This window comes from Streptomyces sp. NPDC101160, from assembly GCF_044768205.1.
Lineage (GTDB): Bacteria > Actinomycetota > Actinomycetes > Streptomycetales > Streptomycetaceae > Streptomyces.
Window position 1 is genome coordinate 415,925 of record NZ_JBIWPJ010000005.1, and the last position, 23,141, is coordinate 439,065.

Annotated in this window: 20 protein-coding genes; 10 read left to right on the plus strand and 10 right to left on the minus strand. The window is 71.8% G+C overall.

Features of this window, described 5'->3' with window-relative positions:
• Positions 1-19: 19 nt before the first annotated feature.
• Together ACIRSU_RS18120 and ACIRSU_RS18125 are read right to left on the minus strand one after the other, a co-directional pair.
• The gene (locus ACIRSU_RS18120) at positions 20-247 is read right to left on the minus strand and encodes a ferredoxin (protein ID WP_403793176.1); all 228 of its coding nucleotides are present in this window, start codon (positions 245-247) and stop codon (positions 20-22) included.
• Between the two features lie 5 nt (positions 248-252).
• Complete coding sequence (locus ACIRSU_RS18125; RefSeq protein ID WP_403793177.1) at positions 253-1,410, minus strand: cytochrome P450; 1,158 nt, start codon at positions 1,408-1,410, stop codon at positions 253-255.
• Positions 1,411-1,713: 303 nt separating this feature from the next.
• On the opposite strand from ACIRSU_RS18125, the gene ACIRSU_RS18130 reads away from it, so the two are divergent.
• Positions 1,714-2,457 carry an SDR family NAD(P)-dependent oxidoreductase gene (locus ACIRSU_RS18130; protein WP_403793179.1) on the plus strand — a complete coding sequence of 248 codons (744 nt, stop codon included), beginning with the start codon at positions 1,714-1,716 and terminating at the stop codon, positions 2,455-2,457.
• 241 nt (positions 2,458-2,698) lie between these two features.
• Positions 2,699-4,027: a LysR family transcriptional regulator gene (locus tag ACIRSU_RS18135; RefSeq protein ID WP_403793181.1), complete on the plus strand. Its 1,329-nt coding sequence runs from the start codon at positions 2,699-2,701 to the stop codon at positions 4,025-4,027.
• Positions 4,028-4,104: 77 nt separating this feature from the next.
• On the opposite strand, the gene ACIRSU_RS18140 is transcribed toward ACIRSU_RS18135, so the two are convergent.
• The 6 genes from ACIRSU_RS18140 to ACIRSU_RS18165 all read right to left on the minus strand — a co-directional run bounded on the left by ACIRSU_RS18140 (position 4,105) and on the right by ACIRSU_RS18165 (position 12,564).
• The gene (locus ACIRSU_RS18140) at positions 4,105-5,781 is read right to left on the minus strand and encodes an ABC transporter substrate-binding protein (RefSeq protein WP_403793183.1); all 1,677 of its coding nucleotides are present in this window, start codon (positions 5,779-5,781) and stop codon (positions 4,105-4,107) included.
• A 145-nt stretch (positions 5,782-5,926) separates the two neighbouring features.
• Positions 5,927-7,108 carry a bifunctional glutamate N-acetyltransferase/amino-acid acetyltransferase ArgJ gene (argJ, locus tag ACIRSU_RS18145; RefSeq protein ID WP_403793185.1) on the minus strand — a complete coding sequence of 394 codons (1,182 nt, stop codon included), beginning with the start codon at positions 7,106-7,108 and terminating at the stop codon, positions 5,927-5,929.
• 189 nt (positions 7,109-7,297) lie between these two features.
• Complete coding sequence (gene cs1, locus ACIRSU_RS18150; protein ID WP_403793187.1) at positions 7,298-8,275, minus strand: clavaminate synthase Cs1; 978 nt, start codon at positions 8,273-8,275, stop codon at positions 7,298-7,300.
• 28 nt (positions 8,276-8,303) lie between these two features.
• Positions 8,304-9,245, minus strand: coding sequence for an agmatinase (gene speB / locus ACIRSU_RS18155; protein ID WP_403793189.1), 942 nt, complete (start codon positions 9,243-9,245; stop codon positions 8,304-8,306).
• Between the two features lie 62 nt (positions 9,246-9,307).
• The gene (locus ACIRSU_RS18160) at positions 9,308-10,840 is read right to left on the minus strand and encodes an asparagine synthase-related protein (protein WP_403793191.1); all 1,533 of its coding nucleotides are present in this window, start codon (positions 10,838-10,840) and stop codon (positions 9,308-9,310) included.
• A 2-nt stretch (positions 10,841-10,842) separates the two neighbouring features.
• Positions 10,843-12,564, minus strand: coding sequence for a thiamine pyrophosphate-binding protein (locus tag ACIRSU_RS18165; RefSeq protein ID WP_403793192.1), 1,722 nt, complete (start codon positions 12,562-12,564; stop codon positions 10,843-10,845).
• Positions 12,565-12,986: 422 nt separating this feature from the next.
• On the opposite strand from ACIRSU_RS18165, the gene ACIRSU_RS18170 reads away from it, so the two are divergent.
• The 4 genes from ACIRSU_RS18170 to ACIRSU_RS18185 all read left to right on the plus strand — a co-directional run bounded on the left by ACIRSU_RS18170 (position 12,987) and on the right by ACIRSU_RS18185 (position 17,525).
• Positions 12,987-14,642 (plus strand): penicillin-binding transpeptidase domain-containing protein, encoded by a 1,656-nt coding sequence (locus ACIRSU_RS18170; RefSeq protein ID WP_403793194.1) that lies wholly within the window; start codon positions 12,987-12,989, stop codon positions 14,640-14,642.
• 192 nt (positions 14,643-14,834) lie between these two features.
• Positions 14,835-15,623, plus strand: a complete 789-nt coding sequence (locus tag ACIRSU_RS18175; RefSeq protein WP_403793196.1) for a BTAD domain-containing putative transcriptional regulator — start codon at positions 14,835-14,837, stop codon at positions 15,621-15,623.
• A gap of 196 nt (positions 15,624-15,819) precedes the next feature.
• Entirely contained in the window at positions 15,820-16,818 is a 999-nt protein-coding gene (locus ACIRSU_RS18180; protein ID WP_403793197.1) for an MBL fold metallo-hydrolase, read from the plus strand.
• A gap of 119 nt (positions 16,819-16,937) precedes the next feature.
• Complete coding sequence (locus ACIRSU_RS18185; RefSeq protein WP_403793199.1) at positions 16,938-17,525, plus strand: BLIP family protein; 588 nt, start codon at positions 16,938-16,940, stop codon at positions 17,523-17,525.
• Between the two features lie 97 nt (positions 17,526-17,622).
• Here ACIRSU_RS18185 and ACIRSU_RS18190 read toward each other — a convergent pair whose 3' ends face one another.
• Both ACIRSU_RS18190 and ACIRSU_RS18195 read right to left on the minus strand, forming a co-directional pair.
• Complete coding sequence (locus ACIRSU_RS18190) at positions 17,623-19,677, minus strand: phosphocholine-specific phospholipase C (protein WP_403793201.1); 2,055 nt, start codon at positions 19,675-19,677, stop codon at positions 17,623-17,625.
• A gap of 253 nt (positions 19,678-19,930) precedes the next feature.
• A complete protein-coding gene (locus tag ACIRSU_RS18195) occupies positions 19,931-20,347 on the minus strand; it encodes an organic hydroperoxide resistance protein (RefSeq protein WP_403793202.1) in 417 nt (138 codons plus the stop codon).
• A gap of 110 nt (positions 20,348-20,457) precedes the next feature.
• On the opposite strand from ACIRSU_RS18195, the gene ACIRSU_RS18200 reads away from it, so the two are divergent.
• The 4 genes from ACIRSU_RS18200 (at position 20,458) to ACIRSU_RS18215 (ending at position 23,122) form a co-directional block, all read left to right on the plus strand.
• Positions 20,458-21,030 (plus strand): MarR family winged helix-turn-helix transcriptional regulator, encoded by a 573-nt coding sequence (locus ACIRSU_RS18200; protein WP_403793204.1) that lies wholly within the window; start codon positions 20,458-20,460, stop codon positions 21,028-21,030.
• Between the two features lie 41 nt (positions 21,031-21,071).
• Positions 21,072-21,539 carry a GNAT family N-acetyltransferase gene (locus tag ACIRSU_RS18205; protein WP_403793206.1) on the plus strand — a complete coding sequence of 156 codons (468 nt, stop codon included), beginning with the start codon at positions 21,072-21,074 and terminating at the stop codon, positions 21,537-21,539.
• The gene (locus ACIRSU_RS18210) at positions 21,536-22,801 is read left to right on the plus strand and encodes an MFS transporter (RefSeq protein ID WP_403793208.1); all 1,266 of its coding nucleotides are present in this window, start codon (positions 21,536-21,538) and stop codon (positions 22,799-22,801) included. Before ACIRSU_RS18205 ends, ACIRSU_RS18210 begins: the two co-directional genes overlap by 4 nt.
• A 147-nt stretch (positions 22,802-22,948) precedes the next feature.
• Positions 22,949-23,122, plus strand: a complete 174-nt coding sequence (locus ACIRSU_RS18215) for a hypothetical protein (RefSeq protein WP_403793210.1) — start codon at positions 22,949-22,951, stop codon at positions 23,120-23,122.
• The last annotated feature ends 19 nt before the right edge of the window (positions 23,123-23,141 follow it).

A 23,141-nucleotide genomic window follows, 5' to 3' on the forward strand; every position in this document is an offset into this window, starting at 1 on the left:
TCGCTCCTTGTCGGCGCGGTCAGGCCTCGGTGACCGTGATGGCCGCGCACGGGCACAGCTCGGCGCACAGCCGGGCCGTCTCGTGCTGCTCGGGTGGGGGAGTGGCGTTCAGCAGGACCACGATCCCGGTGTCGGGGTCCTGGTCGAAGAGCTCCGGCGCGGTGGCCGCGCACCGGCCCATGGCGCAGCAGGCGTCCGGGTCGACGGTGACGGTGAACGGGGCCGGGGCGCCGGCGGACGGTTCCACGGCGCTCACCAGGTGACGGGCAGGGCGCCGAGGCCGTAACTCGACACCTCGTGACGGAAGTCCAGCTCGTCGAAGGGCACGGCGAGCTTGGCGCCGGGCATCCAGCGCAGGACCGCGGCGAGGATCTCCTCCAGCTCGACCCGGGCCAGCCACTGGCCCAGGCACTGGTGCATGCCGTGGCCGAAGGCGAGGTGGCGGCGGGAGTCGCGGTGCGGGTCGATCCGGTCCGGGTCGGGGAAGACCCGCTCGTCCCGGTTGCCGGCCGACAGCGAGAGCACCACGCCCTCACCGGCCCTGATCAGCACGTCGTCGAGCTGCACGTCCTCGATCGCCGCCCGGGCCAGGCCGTTCTGCACGATGGAGTGGAAGCGCAGCAGCTCGTCGACCGCCTTGGGCAGCAGCTCCGGGTCCGCGGCGAGCGCGTCGGCCAGGTGCGGGTCGGTCAGCAGGCTGAGCAGGCTCAGGCTGGCCTGGCTGGTGGTCGTGCCGTGGCCGGCCACGAGCAGCAGCCGGCACATGGGGACCAGTTCCTCGACGGTGAGGTGGCCCGGGCGCACCTGGTCGAGCACCAGCCGGCTGATCAGGTCGGAGCCGGGATCGGCGATCCGCTCCTCGACCAGCTCGCGCAGATAGCCGTCCAGTTCGTCGCGGGCCTTCCCGACCTGGTCGGGGGTGTAGCCGCGGTCGATGAGGATCGCGCTGCGGCTCTCGATGAACTCCCGGCGGTCGTCGCCGGCCCCGAACAGCAGGGTGATGACCCGGGACGGCACCGGAATGGTCAGGCCCTGCACCAGGTCGACGGGGCGCTGCCCGGTCACCAGGCCGGCGAGCGTCTCGTCGAGGAGTTCGCGGATCGCGGGCCGCAGGGCCTCGGCCCGCCGGCTCAGGAAGTCGCGGGTCAGCATGGAGCGCAGCCGCGAGTGCTCCGGGTCGTCCATGCGGATGAACGAGGCCGACTTCGGGTTGGCGCGGACCAGCGGGGAGGTGCGGGTCAGCATCGGGAAGCCGGGCGCGCTGGTGACCGCGGTGAGGCGGCGGTCGCCGAGCAGCGAGCGTACGGCGGCGTGCGAGGTCACCAGCCACACCTCGCTGCCGTCCCAGAGGGTGACCCGGCTCGCGGCCCGCCCGGCCCGCAACTCGGCGAGCCCCGGCGGGGGATCCACGGGGGAGACGCGGGGCATCGGGTACGCCGACGCCTCCTGTCGCTGCCGGGGAGCTGCCTCGCTCATCATCAACCGCCCATCGCTGCACACGGATCGCCCTGTCGTGCAGCCAATCTGCCGGAGCGGCGAAGGACCTGCCCGGCTGCGATCCGCCGGTCGCATAACCGCGCGGAAACCGTCATAACCGGGAAGGCGATGGGCGGCCCGCCGCCTTCGTATTCTCCGGTTCACCGGTTCTCTGGAACTCCGTACGTCACTATTACCGCCGGGCAGCACGACCGCGGTACCACCTGGGGAGAAACGATGTCATCCGCACTGCAGGGCAAGGTCGCGCTCGTCACCGGGGCCAGCTCGGGAATCGGCGAGGCCACGGCCCGGATGCTGGCGGCCGAGGGCGCCGCCGTGGCGGTCGCCGCGCGCCGGGTCGAGCGTCTGCGCGCGCTCGCCGACGAACTGGCCGCCGCCGGCGCGAAGGTCCACGTGGTCGAACTCGACGTCACCGACGCCGCCGCGGCGGAGGAGGCCGTGCGCTCCACCGTCGAGGCCCTCGGCGGCCTGGACGTGCTGGTGAACAACGCCGGTCTGATGCTGCTCGGGCCCATCGAGGGCGCCGACCTCACGGACTGGACCCGGATGATCGACACCAATCTGCTCGGCGTGCTCTACATGACCCGGGCCGCGCTGCCGCACCTGCTGGAGAGCAAGGGCGTCATCGTGCAGATGTCCTCCATCGCGGGCCGTACGGTCGTCCGCAACGCCGGCGTCTACCAGGCCACCAAGTTCGCCGTGAACGCCTTCAGCGAGACGCTGCGCCAGGAGGTCACCGAGCGCGGGGTGCGCGTGGTCCTCGTCGAACCGGGCACGGTCGAGACGGAGTTGCGCTCGCACATCACCCACGCGGCGACCAAGGCCGCCTTCGAGGAGAAGGTCGGCAGGATCCGCACGCTGAGCGCCGCCGACGTCGCCGAGGCCGTCCGGTACGCCGTGACCGCGCCGCCGCACGCCACCGTCCAGGAGATCCTGGTCCGCCCGACCGACACGGTCTGACCCGCCGAGGTCCGACTCCTATCCGGCCGGTCTCCGCGCGCTCTCGGCGGCCGGCCGCGAGGAGCGGCAGAAGAGAACCGCCTGTCATGATCGATTCCGCGATTCCAGAAAAGCAACGGGCAATTCGGCGTTGATTCTTCGATGGAAAAGGGAACCGAAATTGTCTCTCTTGACGGAATGGGAGCCGACCCTCGCGGACGGGACGGAATCGGTGTCGTCCCTGAGCAGGGACGATCTTTCGTTGCTCGCCGCGGTGGGACAGTACGGCGACATCGCCGAAGTGGCCCGCCGCGCGGGCACCCGGCACAGCACCGTGGACCGCCGGCTCGACCGGCTCGACCGGGCGGTCGGCGCCCCGCTGACCCTGCGCGGCCTGCACACCGCCCGGCTGACGTCGGCCGGCTCCCGCATGCTGGTCGCCGGCCGCCGCTACTTCCGCCGTGTCGACCTCGCCGCGCGCACCCAGCTGCTCGGCCACGGCTCCGAGGCCGTCGACGCCCCGGAAGTGCTCTCCCTCGCCACCACGGCGCCCCTCCTGGAGGACGTGGTGGAGGACGCCGCGGCCTGTCTCGGGCTGCTCCTCGCGGTCCGCCACGAGGAGCCGCACCAGGTGACCGCGCACCTCGCGGACTACGTCGTGGACGCCGCGTACACCTGGACCGTGGACGCGCCGCGCCACGCGCTGGAGCGGCCCACGCGGACGTACGAGGTGCTCGACGACCCGCTGTGGGTGATCCTTCCGCGCGAGCACCCGCTGGCCGCCCGGCGGCAGCTCTCGCTCGCCGACCTGCGCGAGGAGAGCTGGGTGTCCGAGTCCGGGCCGGCGTCCGAGATCCTGGTGGCCCGCGTCTTCCAGGCGGCCGGACTGCCGGCGCCCGCGCGGCTGCAGGTCGCCGACGCCTCCGTGGTGCGCGGCATCCTGAGCCGCGGCGACGCGATCGGTCTCGGCTCGCCCGCGCACCCGGCCGCGCACGCGCCTTCGCTGGTGCGCCGCTCGCTCGTGGAGCGCCCGCGCCGCACCGCGAGCCTGCTCGCGGACCCCACGGTCGTCCCGCCGGTGCTGGCCGCCCGGCTCGCCGCGCTCATCGCCCGCGGCCATCTGCGCCGCTTCGCCGCGCACCACCGCGACCTGCTCGACGAGCCCTGGTGGACCCGGTGGCACGCCGAGCAGACCCGGCGGCACGCCGACCCCGCCGGGGCCGGTCCGCACGGCGGGGCGCACCCCGACCCGTCACCGGTGCCGGCCGAGGGGCGCAAGCTGGACGTGGAGGACCTCCATCTGCTGCGGGCGGTGGCCCGGCACGGCAGCATCAACCGGGCGGCGGCCGTGCTCTCCATCAGCCAGTCGGCGCTGACCCGCCGCATCCACCGCCTGGAGCACGCCTTCGGCGCGCGTCTGCTGCTGCGCAGCCCCCGGGGCACCAGTCTGACCGGGCCCACCCGCCGCTTCCTGCGCCTCCTCGAGGGGTACGAGGCCGACTTCCGCGAGGCGGCCGTCGCCTGCGGCGGCCTCGGCCCGCGGACCCTGCCCTCCGGCGCGTGGCCCGCCGGGCACGCCGCGGCGGGCTGATCGCAGGGCACGGCCCGGACCGCCCGGATCGCCCGGTCCCGCGGCACACGGCCTGCGGGGCCGGGCGATCCGGCGGCTCACTTCGCGCCGAGCGCCACGTAGTCGTACATCCCGAAGGAGCCGGTGACGTAGACGTTGCGGACGTCGGGGTGCCGGTAGAGCAGCGAACGCGGGTAGAGATACGGGACGATCACCGCGTGATCCATCGTCAGCCGGTCGATGCGGTGCCAGATCTCCGCGCGCCGCGCCGGGTCTGCGCAGGTCGCGCCCTCGTCGAGCAGCGCGTTGATCTCGGGGTCGTCCAGCTCGCCCATGTTCTGGTTGCCGCGCTCCTTGATCGCGCGGCCGTCCGTGATCTGCTGGAGGAAGCCGTAGCCGTCGGGGAAGTCGGCACCCCAGCCGAACATGATGATCCCGATGCCGTGCTCGCGCAGGTACGACGGGGAGCCGCCGTAGCGGTCGAAGTAGTCGCCCGACGGGAAGTCGAGCACCTCGGCCTCGATGCCCACCCGGGCCAGGCCGGCGGCCAGCGCCTCGGCGGCCCGGTACTCCTTCAGCCGGTCCTTGCGGGCCGCGATCCTGGTGCGGAAGCCGTCCGGCATGCCGGCGGCCTTCAGCTCGGCGCGCGCGGCGTCCAGGTCGCCGGTGGCGTCCGGACCGACCGGGTAGCGGTCGAAGGGCCGGTAGCCGTCGAGCGTCGGCGGCAGGATCGTGGTCGCGATGTCGCCGCCCACCGGTCCGCCGTACGCGAGCTGCATCGCCGCCTTGTCGGTGGCGAACTGCACGGCCCGCCGGGCGTGCACGTTGTCGAACGGCGGGATGTTGCTCGACAGGCAGTAGATCCAGGTGAAGCCGGTGAGCGGGTTGTCGGCGTGGGCGCGCAGCACCGGGTCCGCGAGGATCTGCTCCTGCGTCGAGGGCTGCACCCCGAAGCCGGCCAGGTCGACGTGCGCCTCCCCGGCGAGCAGCATGCGGTCCACCTCGTGCGGGTCCTTGCCGAGGTGCACCTCGATCCGCTCGGCCCGGCGGACGCGCACCGGATCGGTGGCCGGATCCCAGTGCGGGTTGGGCTCCAGGACGGCGAGCTCGCCGCGGGTATAGGAGGCGACCCGGTACGGGCCGGTGGCCACCGGCCCGAGCCGGTAGTCGGCGCCGGTGTCGCGGTGGCGCGGCACCGGGGTGGTGCTCGGCATCGTCGCGAGCAGGTCGAGGCCGGCGAACGGCTCGCTCAGCCGGAAGACCAGGGTGCGCTCGTCGGGGGTCTCCAGGGTCACCGGGCCGTCGGTGTCCGGCTCGCGCCACGGGCCGCCGTAGTCGGTGCCGAGCAGGTGGCGGAAGTAGGTCGGCCCGGCGCCCAGCACGTCGGTGCCGTAGTTGCTGCGCGCGATGGCGTACTTGACGTCCGCGGAGGTGACCGGCGTGCCGTCCTCGTACCGCAGCCCCTCGCGCAGCCGATACGTCCACACCCGGCCGCCCTCGGAGGACTCGCCGAGCGACTCGGCCAGGTCGGGCACCAGGCGCTGGCCGGCCTTGCCGGGGGCGGTGTCGAAGGTGACCAGGGTCCGGCCGACGAGCCGGAGGAAGTTCCACGTGTAGGCGTAGTAGGTGTTGCCGGGGTCCAGCGAGTCGAAGTCGTCCGTGCGGACGAGCCGGAGCGTGCCGCCCGGCGTGTCGGTCGCGCCGACCACACCCCGTACCGCGGCGTCGAAACCCTCGTCCCCCTCGTCCACGGTCTTCGACCGAGTGGTCTCCATGATCCTCCAGCCTTCGTCACGATGCGTCCGTCCCATCCTGGGGGCGCCGGCGGGCGGGCGAGGAGGTGCGGCGCGGCGCGCGCATAGCCGGGGGGCGGTCGGCATATCCGGCCGCCGCCCCCGGGCCGGTTGAGCTCAGCTCACGTCAGGTGGTGTACTCCGAGTTGAGCCGCACATACCCCTCGGTGAGGTCGCAGCCGTACACGGTGAACGCCCCGTCGGCGATGGCCAGGTCGATGCCGATGACCACCTCGTCGCCCTTCAGGTGCCCGGCGACGGCGTCGCGCAGCGCGTCCTCGTCCTCGGCGCCCCGGGCGCGCGGCGGGTAGACCTCGACGTCGCCGAAGCGGACCGTGACCCGGTCCTGGTCGATGTCGGTGTCCTCGGAGCACTTGCCGATCGCCATCGTGACCCGGCCCCAGTTGGGGTCGCAGCCGTGCACCGCGGTCTTCACGAGCGGCGAGTTGACGACGGCCTTGCCCACCCGCTTGGCCTGGGCGTCGTCGCGGGCCCCGGTGACCCGGACCTCGATGAGCTTGCTCGCGCCCTCGCCGTCGCTCGCGATGTTCTTCACCAGGGCGAGCGCGACGGTGTGCAGCGCCTCCTCGAACTCGGCCGGATCCACCTCCCCGGCAAGGCCGTTGGCGAACAGCGCGGCCGTGTCGCTGGTGGAGGTGTCGGTGTCGATGCTCACCGCGTTGAAGGTCCGGTCCATCACCCGCCGGAAGATCCGGTCCTGCTCCGCCGGGTCGAGCCGGGCGTCCGTGGCGAAGAAGGTGAGCAGCGTCGCCATGTCGGGCTCCATCATCCCGACGCCCTTGGCGATGCCCACGAGGGTGGCCTCGCCGACCTTCACCCGGACCTCCTTGGGCCGGGTGTCGGTGGTCATGATGGCGCGGGCCGCCCGGTCGAAACCGCCGTCGGGGAAGGGCGGGGCGAGCGTCTTGAGGTGCTGCCGGATCCGCTCCATCGGGTACTGACGGCCGATCACTCCCGTGGAGGCGATGAGGAGTTCGCCCTCCGGAACGCCGAGGGCGCGGGCGACCGCCTCGCGCACCTCGCGCGCGTTGGCCTCGCCCTCGCGCCCGGTGGCGACGTTGGCGTTGCGGGCGATCACCACGACTCCGTGGGCCTGCCCGCCGGCCGCGGTCTCGCGGCTGAGGACGACGCTCGGGCCGGCGAACCGGGAGCGGGTGAAGACGGCGCTCACGGTGGCCGGCACGGTGGAGGCGAGCACGGTGAAGTCGTCCCGGCCGTCGTCGGCCAGTCCCACCGGCGCCGTGTGGACGGTGAAGCCCCGTGGGTCGTGCGGTGTGGGCTCGGACATGAAGGAGTCTCCTGTCACGCGGATGGCGGGCGACGGCGGTCTCCGTCGCCCCTGCATCATTTCCAGGCCTGCATTATTTCTAATAACGCAGCATACCTATGCATCGCGGGTGTGTGCAGACGATCGCACCCCGGCACCGAAGAGGTGCCGGGGCGCGACCGGAGGGGGGAGGAGGAGCGGAACGGGGGGTTACCGGCGCGGCGAGAAGGACACGACGTCGCCCGCGCGCTCGCCGCCGGAGAGCTGACCGTTGCGGTCGGTGCGGATGTAGACGCGGTGCAGCCAGCGGTCCTCGCCGTCCCAGCGCGGGCTGAACGGCGTACGGGCGTGCGTGGTGCGGAAGTTGTCGATGATCAGCACGTCACCCGGGGACAGCTTCACCCCGGTCGTCACGTCGTCCAGGGCCTTCGACAGGGCGGCCACGGCCTCCTTGTCCCGCGGGTCCTCCGGGGCGAGCAGCTCGCGGTCGTAACCCAGGTACGGGTCCTGCTCGTCGCCGTACAGCGGCTTGACCCGGGCGATGGCGCCCGGGTCCTCCTCGCCGCCGCGGAAGGCCACGTCGACACAGCAGGGCATCGGGCGGTCGAACAGCCGCGCCCGCGTCCGGTCGTCGAGCAGCGGCAGCGCCAGGCGGATCGAGCCCACCAGGGTCTCGGCCTTGCGCTCGTGGTCCGGCCGGGAGCACGCGAGCATGACGTAGTTCGGCTGGAGGACGTGGTACGCCATCTCCGTGTGGAACTCCAGCGTGGTCTCGGAGGTCTCCGAGGACAGGTAGTGCGCGCCCGGCGACGGGTACACGTCGTGGTACACCGTGCCGGAGCGCAGCTCCTGGTAGCCGGTGTGCAGGCCGAGCCGGCGCCCGGTCAGCGCCAGCATCGCCTCCATGACCAGCAGCGGCCGGTCCAGCGGCGCGGGGGTCGTGGTGGGCGTGTCGGGCAGCTCGGCCGGGTCGACGGGCAGCCCGCGCAGCAGCAGGTAACCGTCCTTGTTGCCCTCGGCGTTGAACGTGTCGAGGGCGGCGGCCAGCCCCTTGGGCAGGTCCTCCGCGAGGTCCTTCGCCTGCGCGAGGAAGTCGTACAGGTCCGCGCGCGGCACCCGGGGGAGCCGGCCCGCGAGGGCGAGCAACTCCTCGCGGTAGGGGGTGCAGTCGATGATCGGAGAAGCCATGACGCCGTGTCTCCTTACGTGCTTGGTCTTACTTCTGGTTTCGATGGGCGCGGGCGTACTGGTAGAGCAGCTCCGCGCCGATTTCGGTGGCGAGTACGGAGGTGATCCCGGCGTGGTCGTAGAGCGGGGACACCTCCATCACGTCGAAGCCGACCGGCTTGAGGTCACCCACGCAGCGCAGCAGGCCGAGCACCTCGCGGGAGCTCAGGCCGCCCGGCGCGGGAGTGCCGGTGCCGGGGGCGAAGGCCGGGTCGACCACGTCGACGTCGACGGACACGTACACGGGCCGGCCGCCGACCCGCTCGCGGACGAGGTCGGCGGTGCCGCGCACGCCGAGCTCGGCGAACTCGTCGGCGGTCACCACGCGCACCCCGTTGTCGCGGGCGTAGTCGAGCGAGTCCGGCTTCGGGTTGTGCCCGCGGATGCCGACCTGCACCATCGCCTGGGGGTCGATGAGCTTCTCGTCGATCCCGTGCCGGAACGGCGTGCCGTGGTGGTACTGGCCGCCGTAGAACGCCGGGTTGGTGTCCGAGTGCGCGTCCAGGTGCAGCACCGCCACCGGACCGTGCTGCTCGGCGACCGCGCGCAGGGCGGCCACGGTCAGCGAGTGGTCGCCGCCCAGCATCAGGAAGGCCGCGTTGGCCTTGAGGAGCTCGGCCAGGTGCTTCTGCGCCGTGTCGATCGCGATGTTCATGTCGAACGGCGTGAGGTCGATGTCCCCGCCGTCGACACAGTTGATCAGGTCGAAGGTGCCGGGGCCGCGGTCGATGCCGACCCCGTGGATCAGCCCCGACTCGTTGCGGATGGCCCGCGGGCCGAACCGGGCGCCCGGACGGTAGCTGGTGCCCCCGTCGTACGGGGCGCCGATCACCACGACGTCGTAGCCGCGCGGATCGCGGTCGTGCGGCAGCCGCATGAACGTGGGTATCTGTGCGTAGCGGGGTGAAACGTGCGAGTCGATGCGCTCCACGGATCAGTCACCCTCCTCGAAGTCGACGGCGGACGGGAACGGGGCCCGGCGGACGGATGCGCTCATGCCGTCCCCCGCCCGAGCCGCTCGACCACGGACCGCACCGCGTCGGCGGTGCTCACCTGGCCGGGGTGGAGGCCGTCCACCACGGTCCGGTCGAACAGCTCGCGCACCACCTGCCGCTTCGCCTCGTGGAGCGACTGCTCCGCGACCCCGTGCCCGGTGAGCAGCAGGGAGAACGACGACGTGGTGCCCGAGCCCTCGTGGACGCCGAGCTTCGGCCGGGTGACGGTCTCCTCGGGCAGCGCGTCGGCCATCGCCTGGCGCAGCACCCACTTGTCCCGGCCGTAGCGGCGCTTGAGGCCGGCCTCCAGGGAGACCAGCAGGTCGAGCACGTCACGGTCCCAGTACGGGTGCGTGGTCCAGTGGCCGCCGAGCAGCGAGAGCACCGGGGACATCTCGTTCAGGCCGTCGAAGGTGGCCATGTCGTACGCCACGGCCGTGTCCAGGTTCGGCAGCCGGTCCTCGCGGTGCATGCCCGCGAGCGGGATGTCCGCGCCGTACCCGGTGAGGATCCGGCGGCCCGGGCCGCCGAGCTCGCGGTAGAGCGCGACCAGCGGCAGCAGGTACTCGATGATGTCCGGGTCCACCGACTCCGAGGCCCAGACCGCGTACGGCAGCTGGGCGAGCAGGTCGGCGGTGGGCACCGTGATCTCGCGGTGCCGGGTGCCGAGGTGGTCGACGACCGCCCGGGCCTGGGCGAACTCGTCGGAGGTGTCGGTGCCCATGGAGACGGTGTCCAGGGCGCCGGCCGCCCGGTGCGCGCAGGCCGCGACGCCGGAGGAGTCGATGCCGCCGGACAGCACCACCAGGGGGGTGCCGACCGCGGGGACGCGGGCCGCGACGGCCTCTTCGAGGGCGGCGCGGACGGCCGCCACCGCCTCCGCCTCGGGCACGATCCGCCGGGACAGCGGGGGCCGCCAGGTGGGGTGGACCTCGACCGTGCCGGACTCGAGGTCGGTGTCCCACACGGTGCCGGCCGGTACCTGGTAGACGTCCGCGAGGCCCGGCATGCGCCGTGCCCCCGTCAGCGGGAAGCCCCGCGGCTGGTCGTGTCCGGCCAGCGTCTTGGCCTCGGTGGAGGCCGTGACCTCACCCGGGGCCACCCGGGCGTACAGCGGCACGGAGCCCGCGTGGTCGGTGGCGAGCAGGACCCGGCGCCCGGTGCCGACCACGGCCGCGAAGCGCCCGTTGAGCAGCCGGAAGGCATGGAGTCCGTAGCGGCGCAGCAGGTGCAGCAGCAGCTGCGCGTCGCTCTCCGGCTCGTCGCCAGGGGGCAGTACGGAGTGCAGCTCCTCGCGGTTGTAGAGCTCGCCGGCGAGCAGCACGGCGGTGTCCGCGTCCCGGGCCAGCGCGGCTTCGGGCGCGGCCTCGGGGCTGTGCACGAGCACCGCCGCGAGCGACTGGCCGGGCAGGGACGTGTCGATGTCGGTGTGGCTGCCGTGGGCGGCGAACGCCGCCCGGGGGACCCGGCCCCCGCCCGAACGGGCGGAGGCCAGGAATCCGTAGGCAGCCGGGAATTCCGGCGCCTTCATCGTCAGATGCTCAGGGCGCCGAAGCCGCCCGGCTGGAAGTCGTAGGAGATGGGGACCTCGATCAGGAAGGGGCGGCCGAGCTCGGCGCCCTTGCGCAGGGCGGCGAGGAGCTCGTCGCGGTCGGTGGCCTTGGTCGCCTCGACACCGTTGGCCTCGGCGAGGGCGACGAAGTCGACGCCGGTGAACTTCACCGCCGGGTCGTGGCTGCGGTGGTGGCCGATGTTCTGGTAGAGCTCGATCAGACCGTTGGTGTCGTTGTTGACCACGACCGTCACGATCGGCAGGTTGAGCCGGGCGATGGTCTCCAGGTCGGCGCTGTTGGAGTGGAAGCCGCCGTCACCGGCGATGAGGAAGGTCGGCTCGTCCGGGCGGGCCATCTGGGCGCCCATCGCGGCCGGGATGCCGTAGCCGAAGCTGGAGCAGCCGGCCGAGGTGAGGAAGCCGAACGGCTGGTCGGCGCGGGCGAAGAGTACGCCGTAGTGACGGAAGAAGCCGATGTCGGAGACGATCGTGCCCTTGCCGGCGCCGGCGGCCTCCTCCATGACCGTGTTCATCGAGTCGATGACCTGGTGGACCCGCATGCCGTCCTCGTACGCCTCCGGGTCGGCGAGGAACTCCGCGATGCGGGCGCGCAGCGGGGCGATGTCGTGGCGGTCCTTGGCCGCGACCGAGGACGTCGCCGCGTCGATGTGCTCCACGAACGCGAGGACGTCGGTGACGACGTCGACGGTCGGGCGGTACACGCGCGGGATCGGGTTGGCGGTGGGGGAGACGCGGACGGTCTGCTTCTCGCCGCCCTTCTGCCACATGGACGGCCGCAGGTCCTCGGCGTAGTCGTAGCCGAGGGTGAGGATGAGGTCGACCGGGGCGAACAGGGTGTCCAGGGCCGGGAAGTTGAGGATGCCGTCCATGTAGCCGGTGACGGCGCCGTAGTTCAGCTCGTGCTCGTGCGGCAGGACGCCCTTGGCGATGTACGTCGTGATGACGGGCACGTTCAGGCGCTCGGCCAGGGCGCGGATGGCCGGCACCGCGCCGGAGCGGATCGCGGCGGCGCCGACAACGAGAACCGGGTGCTCGGCCTTGGCGAGGAGCTCGGCGGCCCGGTCGGCGGCCTGCTGCCAGCCGTCGGCGACCGCGCCGATCGGCTTGGCCGGGGTGTTCGCCGGCGGGTGCTGCGCGGAGGCGTCGATGCCCTCGCTGGAACCCAGCAGGTCGACCGGCAGGGAGATGAACGACGGGCCGACCGGCTCGGTCATGGCGGCGGTCACCGCGGAGTCCACCAGGTCGGTGATCTCGTGCGGGCGCTGGAGCTCCACCGCGTACTTGGACATCGGGGCGATGATCGACACCGAGTCCAGGCACTGGTGGGTGTCGTTCGGGAAGATGTCGTGGGACTCCGACTGGGCGGCCAGGGCGATGACCGGCGAGCGGTCCAGGATCGAGGTGGCGATGCCGGTGGACAGGTTCGTCATGCCCGGGCCGAGGGTGGCCCAGCAGGCCTGGGGACGTCCGGTGATGCGGGCGAGGACGTCGGCGGCGACACCGGCGGTGAACTCGTGCCTGGTGAGGACGAAGTCGAGCCCTTCGACCTCGTCGAAGAGGATCGACGCGGCCTCTCGGCCGACGACTCCGAACACCTTCTCCACACCGTGCTCGCGCAGCCGGGACAGAAGCGCGTGCGCGGCGGTCGGTTCGGTGCTGGGGCCGGTCGATACACGGGACATGAGTTGTCTCCAGACTCGGTCGGATGTGCGATGCTCGCCACCCTCGCCGGGCCTCCTCTTCGCGCCCTCTCCCGTCCGTATCGGCGGGAGCGGGCGGAGAGCGGGCGGAGAGCGCCCGGGCCGCCGGTCGCCGTACCACCGGATGCGATCCGGACAGTTCCGTTTTTGGGAAACAGGAGTTCGAGGCGGTTTCTTCAGTGGACTAGCCCACATTCCCGCTCCCCGGATGCCCCTTTTGCATACCGTGGGAGGGGTGGGGCCGGTGGTAACGAGCCCTTTGCCGAACGCCGTTCAGCGCCACGCGCCTACCTCAGGTACGGTTCACCGATCCCGCGATTTTCACGATTCCTCTACAGCTGTGGCTGTCTTGAAATGTGCGTGAGCCCAGTGGCGCAAAAGACGGTCCGCCTAGCCTGGGAGCCATGGCACGCTATCGAAATCGGAACGGCTTACCCCCCACCCGTCAGGGCCGTTCCCGGGGCTCCTCGGTCATCGCGACGTGTGTGGTGCTGGCCGTGGTTGCCGGGGCGGGTTACTGGGGATACTCCACGCTGCTCAAGGACGACGCATCGGAGAACCCGCAGGTCGTGGAGGCGACGAAGGCGCTTGAGGGCTTCCTCGGCGCCTGGCAGGCCGGCGACGCCGCGCGGGCCGCGCAGCTGACGGACACGCCGGACGGCGCCCAGTCGCTGATCAAGTCCGTCATGTCCAACCTGAAGCCGTCCAGGACCGAGATCAAGGCGGGCGAGGGCGAGCGGAAGACCGACACGAAAGTTCTTATTCCCTTCACTGTCAAGATGGCCATACCGGGAGCGGGCGACTATTCGTGGCAGTCAAAGGCCAATGTCGTCGAGACCGGCAAGAAGTGGAAGGTCGAATTCCACACCGAGATGATCCACCCGGAGATGGTTCCGGGACAGACGCTCGCCCTCAACTCCCGTGAACGGGCCGCCATTCTGGATGCAGACGGCAAGGAGCTGCGGGCCGCGTCGCTCGTCGGCGTCGTGGATCCGCAGACCGGCAAGGGCATTTCGGGCCTGGAGGCCCGGTACGACAAGCAGCTCGCCGGCGGGGCGGGCCAGGCCAAGTCGGTCGTGGTGGTGGACCGCCAGTCCGGCCAGGTCGTCAAGAACCTCACCGGCGCCCAGAAGGGCGGTGAGGGCAAGCCGGTCCGTACGACCATCGACCCGAAGGTCCAGGAGGCCGCCGCCGACGCCCTGGACGGCGTCACGAAGAACGCGGCCCTCGTCGCGATCGATCCCACCAACGGGCACATCCTGGCCGCCGCGAACATGCCCTCGGGCATGAACCGGGGTCTGGAGGGCCGCTACCCGCCCGGCTCGACCTTCAAGGTGGTCACCGCCGCCGCGCTGCTCAAGCAGGGCATGAAGCCCTCGGACCGCGCCGACTGCCCCAAGTTCGCCCATGTCAACGGCCAGCAGTTCGAGAACCAGAACCAGTTCACGCTGCCGCCCGGCTCCACCTTCCGGGACAGCTTCGCCCACTCGTGCAACACCTTCTTCGTCAACTCCCGCGCCAAGCTGCCCCAGGCCGGGCTGCACGAGGCCGCGGAGGCCTTCGGCATCGGCGGCTCCTGGGACGTGGGCGCCATCACCTACGACGGCAGCGTCCCGGTCTCCACGAGCGACAACGACAAGGCCGCGTCCACCATCGGGCAGGCCCGGGTGCAGGCGTCGCCGCTCGTGATGGCCTCGATCGCCGCGACCGTCAAGGAGGGCGTCTTCAAGCAGCCCGTCCTCGTGCCCGACGCCGTACGCCAGAAGTACGAGGCGCCCACCCGCCTCGACCCCGGCGTCGTCGACTCGCTGCGGGACATGATGCGGGCGACCGTCACCATCGGCGCCGGCAAGGCGCTGAGAGGCATCCCCGGCGAACCGCATGCCAAGACGGGCACCGCCGAGTTCGGCACCGAGACGCCGCCGCGCACCCACGCGTGGATGATCGGCTACCAGCAGGACCGCAACCTCGCATGGGCGGTCCTCCTCGAGGACGGCGGGTCGGGCGGCCACGACGCGGGCCCCATCGCCGCCAAGTTCCTCAAGAAACTGACGGGGTGACGTCGGGCACTCCGAGTAAGGGGCGGCACCGGCCAGGGGCGGCGATGCGCGCCCACGCCGTCCGTCCGCACCACCGAGGACAGGCGCGCGCACCTGCAAGGCCTGGCAAGTACTCGCCAAACGAACGCATTCCAGCTGTGCCCGCCCACTCCCGGGTCGCGGCATGGCTTGTCTACGACGGGGGAGAACGCAATGAGTACTTGGAATGACGTGACGATCCGACTCCTCGGCCCGGTGGCCCTGGTGAGAGACGGCGTGCCGTGTCCGATGCAGGGACAGCGGCAGAGACGTTTCCTCGCCTCGGTGGCGCTGCGGGCCGGGCAGGTCGTCTCCAAGGAGGCGATCATCGAGGACTCCTGGGACGGCGAGCCGCCGCTCACCGTCTCGGGCCAGCTGCAGACCTCGGCCTGGATGGTCCGCAAGGCCCTGATGCAGGCCGGGCTGCCACGCGACATGCTCGGCTCGCACGACCGCGGCTACGAACTGAAAATCCCACAGGAGTCCATCGACCTCTTCGTGTTCCGAGAAGCCGTGCGCAAGGCCCGGGAACTGCACCAGCGCGGCAGGCACCGGGACGCGGCCGAGAAGCTCGACGCGGTCCAGGCGCTCTGGCGCGGCCCGGCCCTCGCCGACGTCACCTCCAGCCGGCTCCGGCTCAAGGCCGAGTCGCTGGAGGAGGAACGCACGGCGGCGGTCGAACTCCGCGCCCAGGCGGACCTCGGCCTCGGCTACTACACCGAGGCGATCACCCGCCTGAACGGCCTCGTCGACCACGACCCCTTCCGGGAGGACCTGTATGTCAACCTCATGAAGGCGTACTACGCCGAGGGCCGCCAGGCCGACGCGATCCAGGTCTTCCACCAGGCGAAGAAGATCCTGCGCGAGCAGATCGGGATCAACCCGGGCGTTCCCATGACGAAGGTGATGCAGGCGATCCTGCGTCAGGACGAGCACTTCCTGCGGGCCGGCACCCCGCGCTGACGTCCCTCCGCGGCCCCCGTCCCCACCCTCCGGTGCGGGACGGGGGCCCGCACGCGTGTACGGCTCCGCCGCGCCGGATCCCTCTTTCGGAGGGTCGAGGACCGAGCGTGACCTGAAAGGGCCTGTACGTACCGACACCTCCCGTATGGTCGCCGCAATCGACGGGGGCTCACGCACGGCAGGGATGGCGGCAACGTTGGCTGGACGACGGACGGTACTCAAGGGAGTTCTCGCGGCCTCGGGTGCCGCGGTCGCCGGGGCGGGCCCCTCCACCGCCGCGCCGGTGCCCGGACGCGGCGGCCCCTATTCCACGCCCGTCGAACTGCGCTGGCTGGGCGTCGCCGGCTGGGAGATCGTCATCGGCGGCGACCGCAGCATCGTCTTCGACCCGTACCTGAGCCGCATGCCCTGCCTGGGGCCCACCGGCACGCTCGACCCGCGGCTGCCGCTGCGCACCGACCGGGCCGCGGTGGAGCAGGTGGCCGCGCACCACCTGACCGGCCCACCCGAGCTGATCCTGGTCAGCCACGGCCACTTCGACCACGTGGCCGACGTGCCCCAGCTCCTCGCCCGCCCCGAGTGGCGCCGGTCGCGGATCCGCACCGTCTGCGACGAGACCGTCCGCCACCTGCTCACCGCGATGGAGACGCCGCCCGCGCGCGTCGCCGACGTGATCCAGGTCAAGGGCGGCGAGTACCTGCAGTTCGACGGGTACACCGTGGAGGTCTTCCGCAGCCTGCACAGCCAGTTCCCCGACCACGGCTACTTCGCGCCCGGCACCAGGGTCGCACCGCCGCGCCGGCCCGCCACCCTCGGCGACCTCGTCGAGGGCGACACCTTCGCCTACCAGGTGTCCGTCGACGGCGGTCCGCGGATCCTGCTCATGGGCGCCAGCAACTTCGTCGAGCGGGAACTCTCCGGCATCCGGCCGGACGTCGCCCTGGTGCCGATGAGCTCGCACGAGGCCGTGCACCGCTACCTCGAACGGCTGCTGCGCGCCACGGACAACCCGCCCCTGCTGATCCCGACCCACCACGACGACATGGTCACCCCGCTGACGGCCCTGTCCACCGCGTCCGCCCACACCGCACGCCCGTCCGCCGCCGCGCGCCTCTCCGAGGCGGCCCCGACCGGCTGCCACGTCCTCGACCCCCGCCCCCTGCGGCCCGTGTCCCTGGGCGCCACGCTCGCCTGACCCGGCGCCGCCTGCCTGGGGCCGCCCAGCACCGCCTGGATTCGGCGGAGATCACCGGAAGAGTGCCGTTCGAAAGGATGGCGCGCATCCGGAGAAATCCGTTGAGAAGGGTGGAGAACATGAAGAAGGCATGGCGCGCCGCGGTGACCTGTGTCGCGGTGGGCGCGGCGATGCTGGGCGGCACGGGCGCCGCCCAGGCCGCGCAGACGGACACCTTCAGCTTCACGGCCGAGGAGTACGCCGCGGTGCCGTTCGGCACGGACCGGGCCACCGTCTGGCAGACGGTCGTCGGGGCGCCGACGTCGCCCCCGCCCGGCAGCGCGAGCGGCTGGTGCGAGAACAGCACCATGACCATCCAGTGCTTCACCGCGAGCGGTGACTACGTGCCGTACGGGAACTTCAACTTCAACTCGGCCGGCAAGCTGGTGTCGAAGCAGAACGAGCTCCTGTACAAGCCGGTGAAGCCGTCCATGACGCTCGCCAAGTACAACAAGGTCCAGCTGGGCATGGGCGAGACGCAGTTCTGGTCGGTCGTGTCCAAGGACTCGTGCGTGGTCCAGGAGGAGGCCTACCCCAACTGGCCCGCCACCACCGGCCACAAGCTCGCCTACAAGTGCGACGCCTCGACCGGCCTGTTCCCGCCGGCCGCGTACTTCGACCTGACCGACGGCAAGGTCACGTACAAGTACCAGCGCGCCCTCAGCTGACCGGAGCGCCGGGACCGAGCCGGGGCGGACGAGCGCACTCGTCCGCCCCGGCGGCATGTCCGCCGTCAGTACGTCACTACGTCAGTACGTCAGCCGGTCAGTACGTGAGGATGCCCGGGTCCGACGTGCCCGCCGCGCCCGTCTCCACGTGGCCCGCCAGGCGGCGGAGGTAGTCCGTGCCGGCGGAGGACGTGACGGTGACGTCGTACCAGCGGGCGGAGGCGGAGAGCGGGACGGTGTACGTGACCGTCGCGCCCTTCGCGACGGACAGGGTCACCGGGCTGCCGCCGTAGGCGTTGGTGACGGTGACCGTGGCCGTGGTGCCCGCGTTCGTGAAGGTCAGGTCGAGGTCGCCGGTGGCGGCGTTGTGGCGGGCCCTGACCTCGGGGACGGCGGTCTTGCCGGGGGAGCGGAAGCGGCGCAGGAAGCCGTTGGGGCCGTGCACGGTGAGGTCGGTGAGGGACTTGGAGTACTTGGTGTTCCAGGTGTCGGTTATCGACTTGTTCGCTTCGGCCGTGTACGTCCACGGCGCGTCCGTGCGGTTCGCCGAGGTGACGTAGAACTGCGCGCCCGCCGCCGGGCCGCCGCTGAAGGTGAGGCGGTAGGTGCCCGCGGTGGTGTCGGCGGCGCCGTCGACGTACGGGGCGTAGGCGAGCGGGCGGGTGGGCTTGGCGCCCGGCTCCTGGCGGGGCATGGTGCCGACGGCCGGGGCGGTGGCCAGGAAGTCGGGGTGGCGGTTCTGGTCCGGCGGGTAGTAGCCGGCCGTGGAGGGCAGCGCGGCCGGCTGGGTCTGCGTCCGGGAGAAGTCGAAGGCGGAGGTCAGGTCGCCGCAGACGGCCCGGCGCCACGGCGAGATGTTGGGCTCGCGCACGCCGAAGCGGCTCTCCATGAAGCGGATGACCGACGTGTGGTCGAAGGTCTCGGAGCAGGTGTAGCCGCCGGTCGACCACGGGGAGACGACGATCATCGGGACGCGCGGGCCGAGGCCGTAGGGGCCGGCCACGTAACCGGTCTTGCCGGGGAAGTAGTCCAGCGCCGTGGGGGTCGTGGACAGGCCCTCGGAGGCCGAGCCCGGCGCGTACGGCGGCACCACGTGGTCGAAGAAGCCGTCGTTCTCGTCGTACGTGATGAACAGCGCCGTCCGCGCCCACACGTCCGGGTTCGAGGTGAGCGCGTCGAGGACCTGCGCGATGTACCAGGCGCCGTAGTTCGCGGGCCAGTTGGCGTGCTCGGAGAACGCCTCGGGCGCCGCGATCCAGGAGACCTGGGGCAGCCGGCCGGCCTGCACGTCGGCGCGCAGCTGGTCGAAGTAGCCCTCGCCCGCCTTGGCGTTCGTGCCGGTGCGGGCCTTGTCGTAGAGCGGGTTGCCGGGCTGGGCGTTGCGGTAGTTGTTGAAGTAGAGCAGCGAGTTGTCGCCGTAGTTGCCGCGGAAGGCGTCGTTGATCCAGCCCCACGAGCCGGCGGCGTTCAGGCCGTCGCCGATGTCCTGGTAGATCTTCCACGAGACACCCGCCGCCTCCAGGCGCTCGGGGTACGTCGTCCAGCCGTAGCCCGCCTCGGCGTTGTTGAGGACCGGGCCGCCGCCGGTGCCGTCGTTGCCGACGTAACCCGTCCACATGTAGTAGCGGTTCGGGTCGGTCGCGCCGATGAACGAGCAGTGGTACGCGTCACAGATGGTGAACGCGTCGGCGAGCGCGTAGTGGAACGGGATGTCGTCGCGCGTCAGGTGCGCCATCGTCGCCTTGGTCTTGGCCGGCACCCAGTTGTCGTACTTGCCCTTGTTGAAGGCGCTGTGGCCGCCCGCCCAGTCGTGGTTGAGGCCCTGGAGGTACTCCATGCCGAGCTTGTCGCTCGTCGGCCGGAACGGCAGCGTCTCCTTCGAGCCGTCCGACTGGTACCAGACGGGCTTGCCGCTGGGCAGCGTCACCGGGCGCGGGTCGCCGAAGCCGCGCACGCCCTTCATGGCGCCGAAATAGTGGTCGAAGGAACGGTTCTCCTGCATCAGGACCACGATGTGCTCGATGTCCTGAATAGTGCCTGTTGCGCCCTGCGCGGGTATGGACGCGGCGCGGGCGATGCTGTCGGACAGCATGGTGAACGCGGCGGTACCGCCCGCCAGTTGCAGGAACCGGCGACGATTGAGGTCGGCCATGGGGGAGTAGCCCTCCGGGATGGGAGCGGATGCGGGTGCGCGTGCCGTGGCCGGCCGGAGCCGGCGACGAGCGCCCCAAGGAGAGCGCCCGTGAACCACCGCCCGGCGGCCGCTCCATGACTGCCCGTCGTACGGCAGGCGAATCCCCCGTGCCTGAACGTGAAAACTCACAACCGAACGCCCTCGGTGGAAGGAACTCCACCGAGGGCGTCGTGAATCCTCAGAAAGCCACGCCGGAAGGCGCGCCGGTCACCTACTCGACGACCAGCTCCACCTTGATGTTGCCGCGCGTCGCCTTCGAGTACGGGCAGAACGCGTGCGTCTTCTCCAGGAGCGCCGTGCCGGCCTCGCCCTGCAGGTGCTCCGGGAACTCGGCGCGCATCACGACCGCCAGGCCGAAGCCGCCGTCGGCGGCGTCCTTGCCGATGGAGACCTCGGCGGTGATGGAGGCGTCGGAGATGTCGATCTTCTCCTGGCGGGCGACGACGCCCATGGCGCTGGCGAAGCAGGCCGCGTAGCCGGCGGCGAAGAGCTGCTCGGGGTTGGTGCCCTCGCCGTTGCCGCCGAGGGCCACCGGGTGGGCGAGCGGGAGGTCGAGGCGGCCGTCGGAGCTGACGGCGCGGCCCTCGCGGCCGTTGGCGGTGGCGACGGCGGTGTAGATGGCGTCCATGGGTTCTTCCGTTCCTCTCGGAGGGGCGAGTCCGGGCGGTCGTGCCGGTCGTGCTGTCCTGCGTTCATTTGTAGCGCGCCATTGAGTTGCGCACAACTGAATCGGGTGTGATGCGCCTCTCCCGTACCCTGGGAGTCATGGACGAGGACTTCCTCAAGCTCGACAACCAGATCTGCTTCTCCCTGCACGCCGCCTCCCGCGCCTTCAACGGCGTCTACCGCGGCGCGCTCAAGGAGCTCGGCCTCACCTACCCGCAGTACCTGGTGATGCTCGTGCTCTGGGAGCACGGCGAGCTGCCCGTCAAGGGCATCGGCGAGCGGCTCCGGCTCGACTCCGGCACCCTGTCCCCGCTGCTGAAGCGCCTTGAGGCGGCCGGCTACGTCGAGCGCCGGCGCAGCGCCGAAGACGAGCGCTCCGTCACCGTGCGGGTCACCGCCGAGGGCGCCGCGCTGCGCGAGAAGGCCCTCGGGGTGCCGCGCGGGATCGCCGCCGCGACCGGGCTCGACCTCGCGGAGATCCAGGAGCTGCGGGACCGGATCCACGCCCTCGCCGCCCGGCTCGACGCCGTCGACCCGGACGACGTGGCGCGCTGTGTCGGGGCGGACCTCGACGTGGCCGGCGGGGCGGACGCCGAAGCGGGCGGCGGAGCGGACGTCATGACGGTTCCTGCGTCCGACATCTAAATGTAAGGACCCGGTGGCAGGTGCGGTCCTATACTCGGGCCATGCCCGACGACATCACCCTGCGGCGCGCCACCGCCGCCGACTCCAAGCGGCTCAGCCGGCTCGTCCGGACCTCCTCCGCCTACGCCGGCGAATACGCCGCCATGGTCGACGGCTACCAGGTCGGCGGTTCGTACATCGAGCACCACCCCGTCTACGTCGCCGTGGACGCCGCCGGCCGCGTCCTCGGCTTCTACGCCCTCCTCCTCGACGAGGCCGAGCTCGACCTCGCCTTCGTCGCCGACGACGCCCAGGGCCTCGGCATCGGCCGGATGCTCATGGCGCACATGGCCGAGCAGGGCCGGGCCGCCGGCCTCGACTCCATACGGGTCGTGGCCCACCCGCCCGCCGAGGAGTTCTACGTGCGTACCGGAGCCCGCCGCACCGGCACCGTCCAGCCCACCGGGCGCATCCACTGGGCCCGCCCCGAGCTCCACTGGGACCTCACCGTCACGGCCGACGCCGCGTGAGCGCCACCCAGGCGGCCGAGCCCAAGGAACGCAGGCTCTTCGCCGATCTCACCCCGCTGCGCACCTCCGCCGACTACCGCCGCCTCTGGTTCGGCAACTCCGTCACCTGGGTCGGCCAGGGCATGACCACCCTGGCCATCTCGCTCCAGGTGTACGACATCACCCGCTCGCCGTTCTCGGTCGGCCTCGTCGGGCTGTTCTCGCTCGTCCCGCTCGTCGTCTTCGGGCTGTACGGCGGCGCCATCGCCGACACCGTCGACCGGCGCAGGCTCGGCCTCGCCAGCTCCACCGGCCTCGCCGTGCTCTCCGCCGCGCTCGCCACGGCCGCGTTCGCCGGCTTCCACCGCGTCTGGTTCCTGTACGGGATCGTCGCGCTCCAGGCCGTCTGCGCCGCGCTCAACGCGCCCGCCCGCAGCTCGATGATCCCCCGGCTGCTGCCCGCCGAGCAGCTGCGCGCCGCCAACGCGCTCAACTCGATGACCATGACCTTCGGCATGCTCGTCGGGCCGAGCCTCGGCGGCGTCGTCGTCGGCCTGGCCGGATACCAGGCCGCGTACCTCATCGACGCGATCGCGTTCTCCGCCTCCCTCTACGCGATGTGGCGGCTGCCCTCGATGCTGCCCGAGCGCGTCGACGGCGCCGGCGCGGCGCGGGCCTCGGTCGTCGACGGGCTGCGCTTCCTCGCCACCCGCCCCAACCTGCGCATGACGTTCTTCTCCGACTTCTGCGCGATGATCCTCGCCCACCCGCGGGCGCTCTTCCCGGCCGTCGCCGCGCTCTGGTACGACGGCGACGCCCGCACCACCGGACTCCTCGTCGCCGCGCCGGCGGTCGGCGCGCTCCTCGGCGGCGTCCTCTCCGGCTGGCAGGGCCGGATCCACCACCACGGCCAGGCGGTGCTGCTCGCCGTCGCCACCTGGGGCACCGCCATCGCGGTCTTCGGACTCACCCGCAACCTGTGGCTCGGGCTGCTGCTGCTCGCCGTCGCCGGCTACTCCGACACCGTCTCGATGATCTTCCGCAACACGATGATGCAGGTCGCGGCGCCGGACGAGATGCGCGGGCGGCTCCAGGGCGTGTTCATCGTGGTCGTCGCGGGCGGCCCCCGGCTCGGCGACTTCCTCGCCGGAACCGTCGCCGACCTCACCTCCCCGGCCGTGGCCATCACCGGCGGCGGCCTCGCCTGTGTCCTCGCGATCGGCCTGCTCGCGCTGTACGGGAAGAGCTTCCGCCGCTACGACGGACGCAACCCGACGCCGTAGCCCAGACGGGGGCGCGCGGCGGGCCGGACGTAACAGCGCTCCCGCCGAACGGGTCATCCCGGAGCATGACCAGGGCGCGTGCGCTTGCCGCGGACCTATGCCCCGGAGAGGCTCCCCCTGAGCAACTCCGCTCCTCAGGAGGTTTTCATGCGCAAGTTCATCGCCACGGCCGCCCTGGCCGCCGCCGTCGTCCTCGCGGGCTCGGGCACCGCCCTCGCCCACGGTTACGACGACGACTCCGACGGGTCCGACGTGACGGTCGTGACCAGCGCGGTCGTCGTCTGCGAGGACTTCAGCATCTGTCAGGGCATCGGCGGCTGACGACGGCCTGAACCACCGC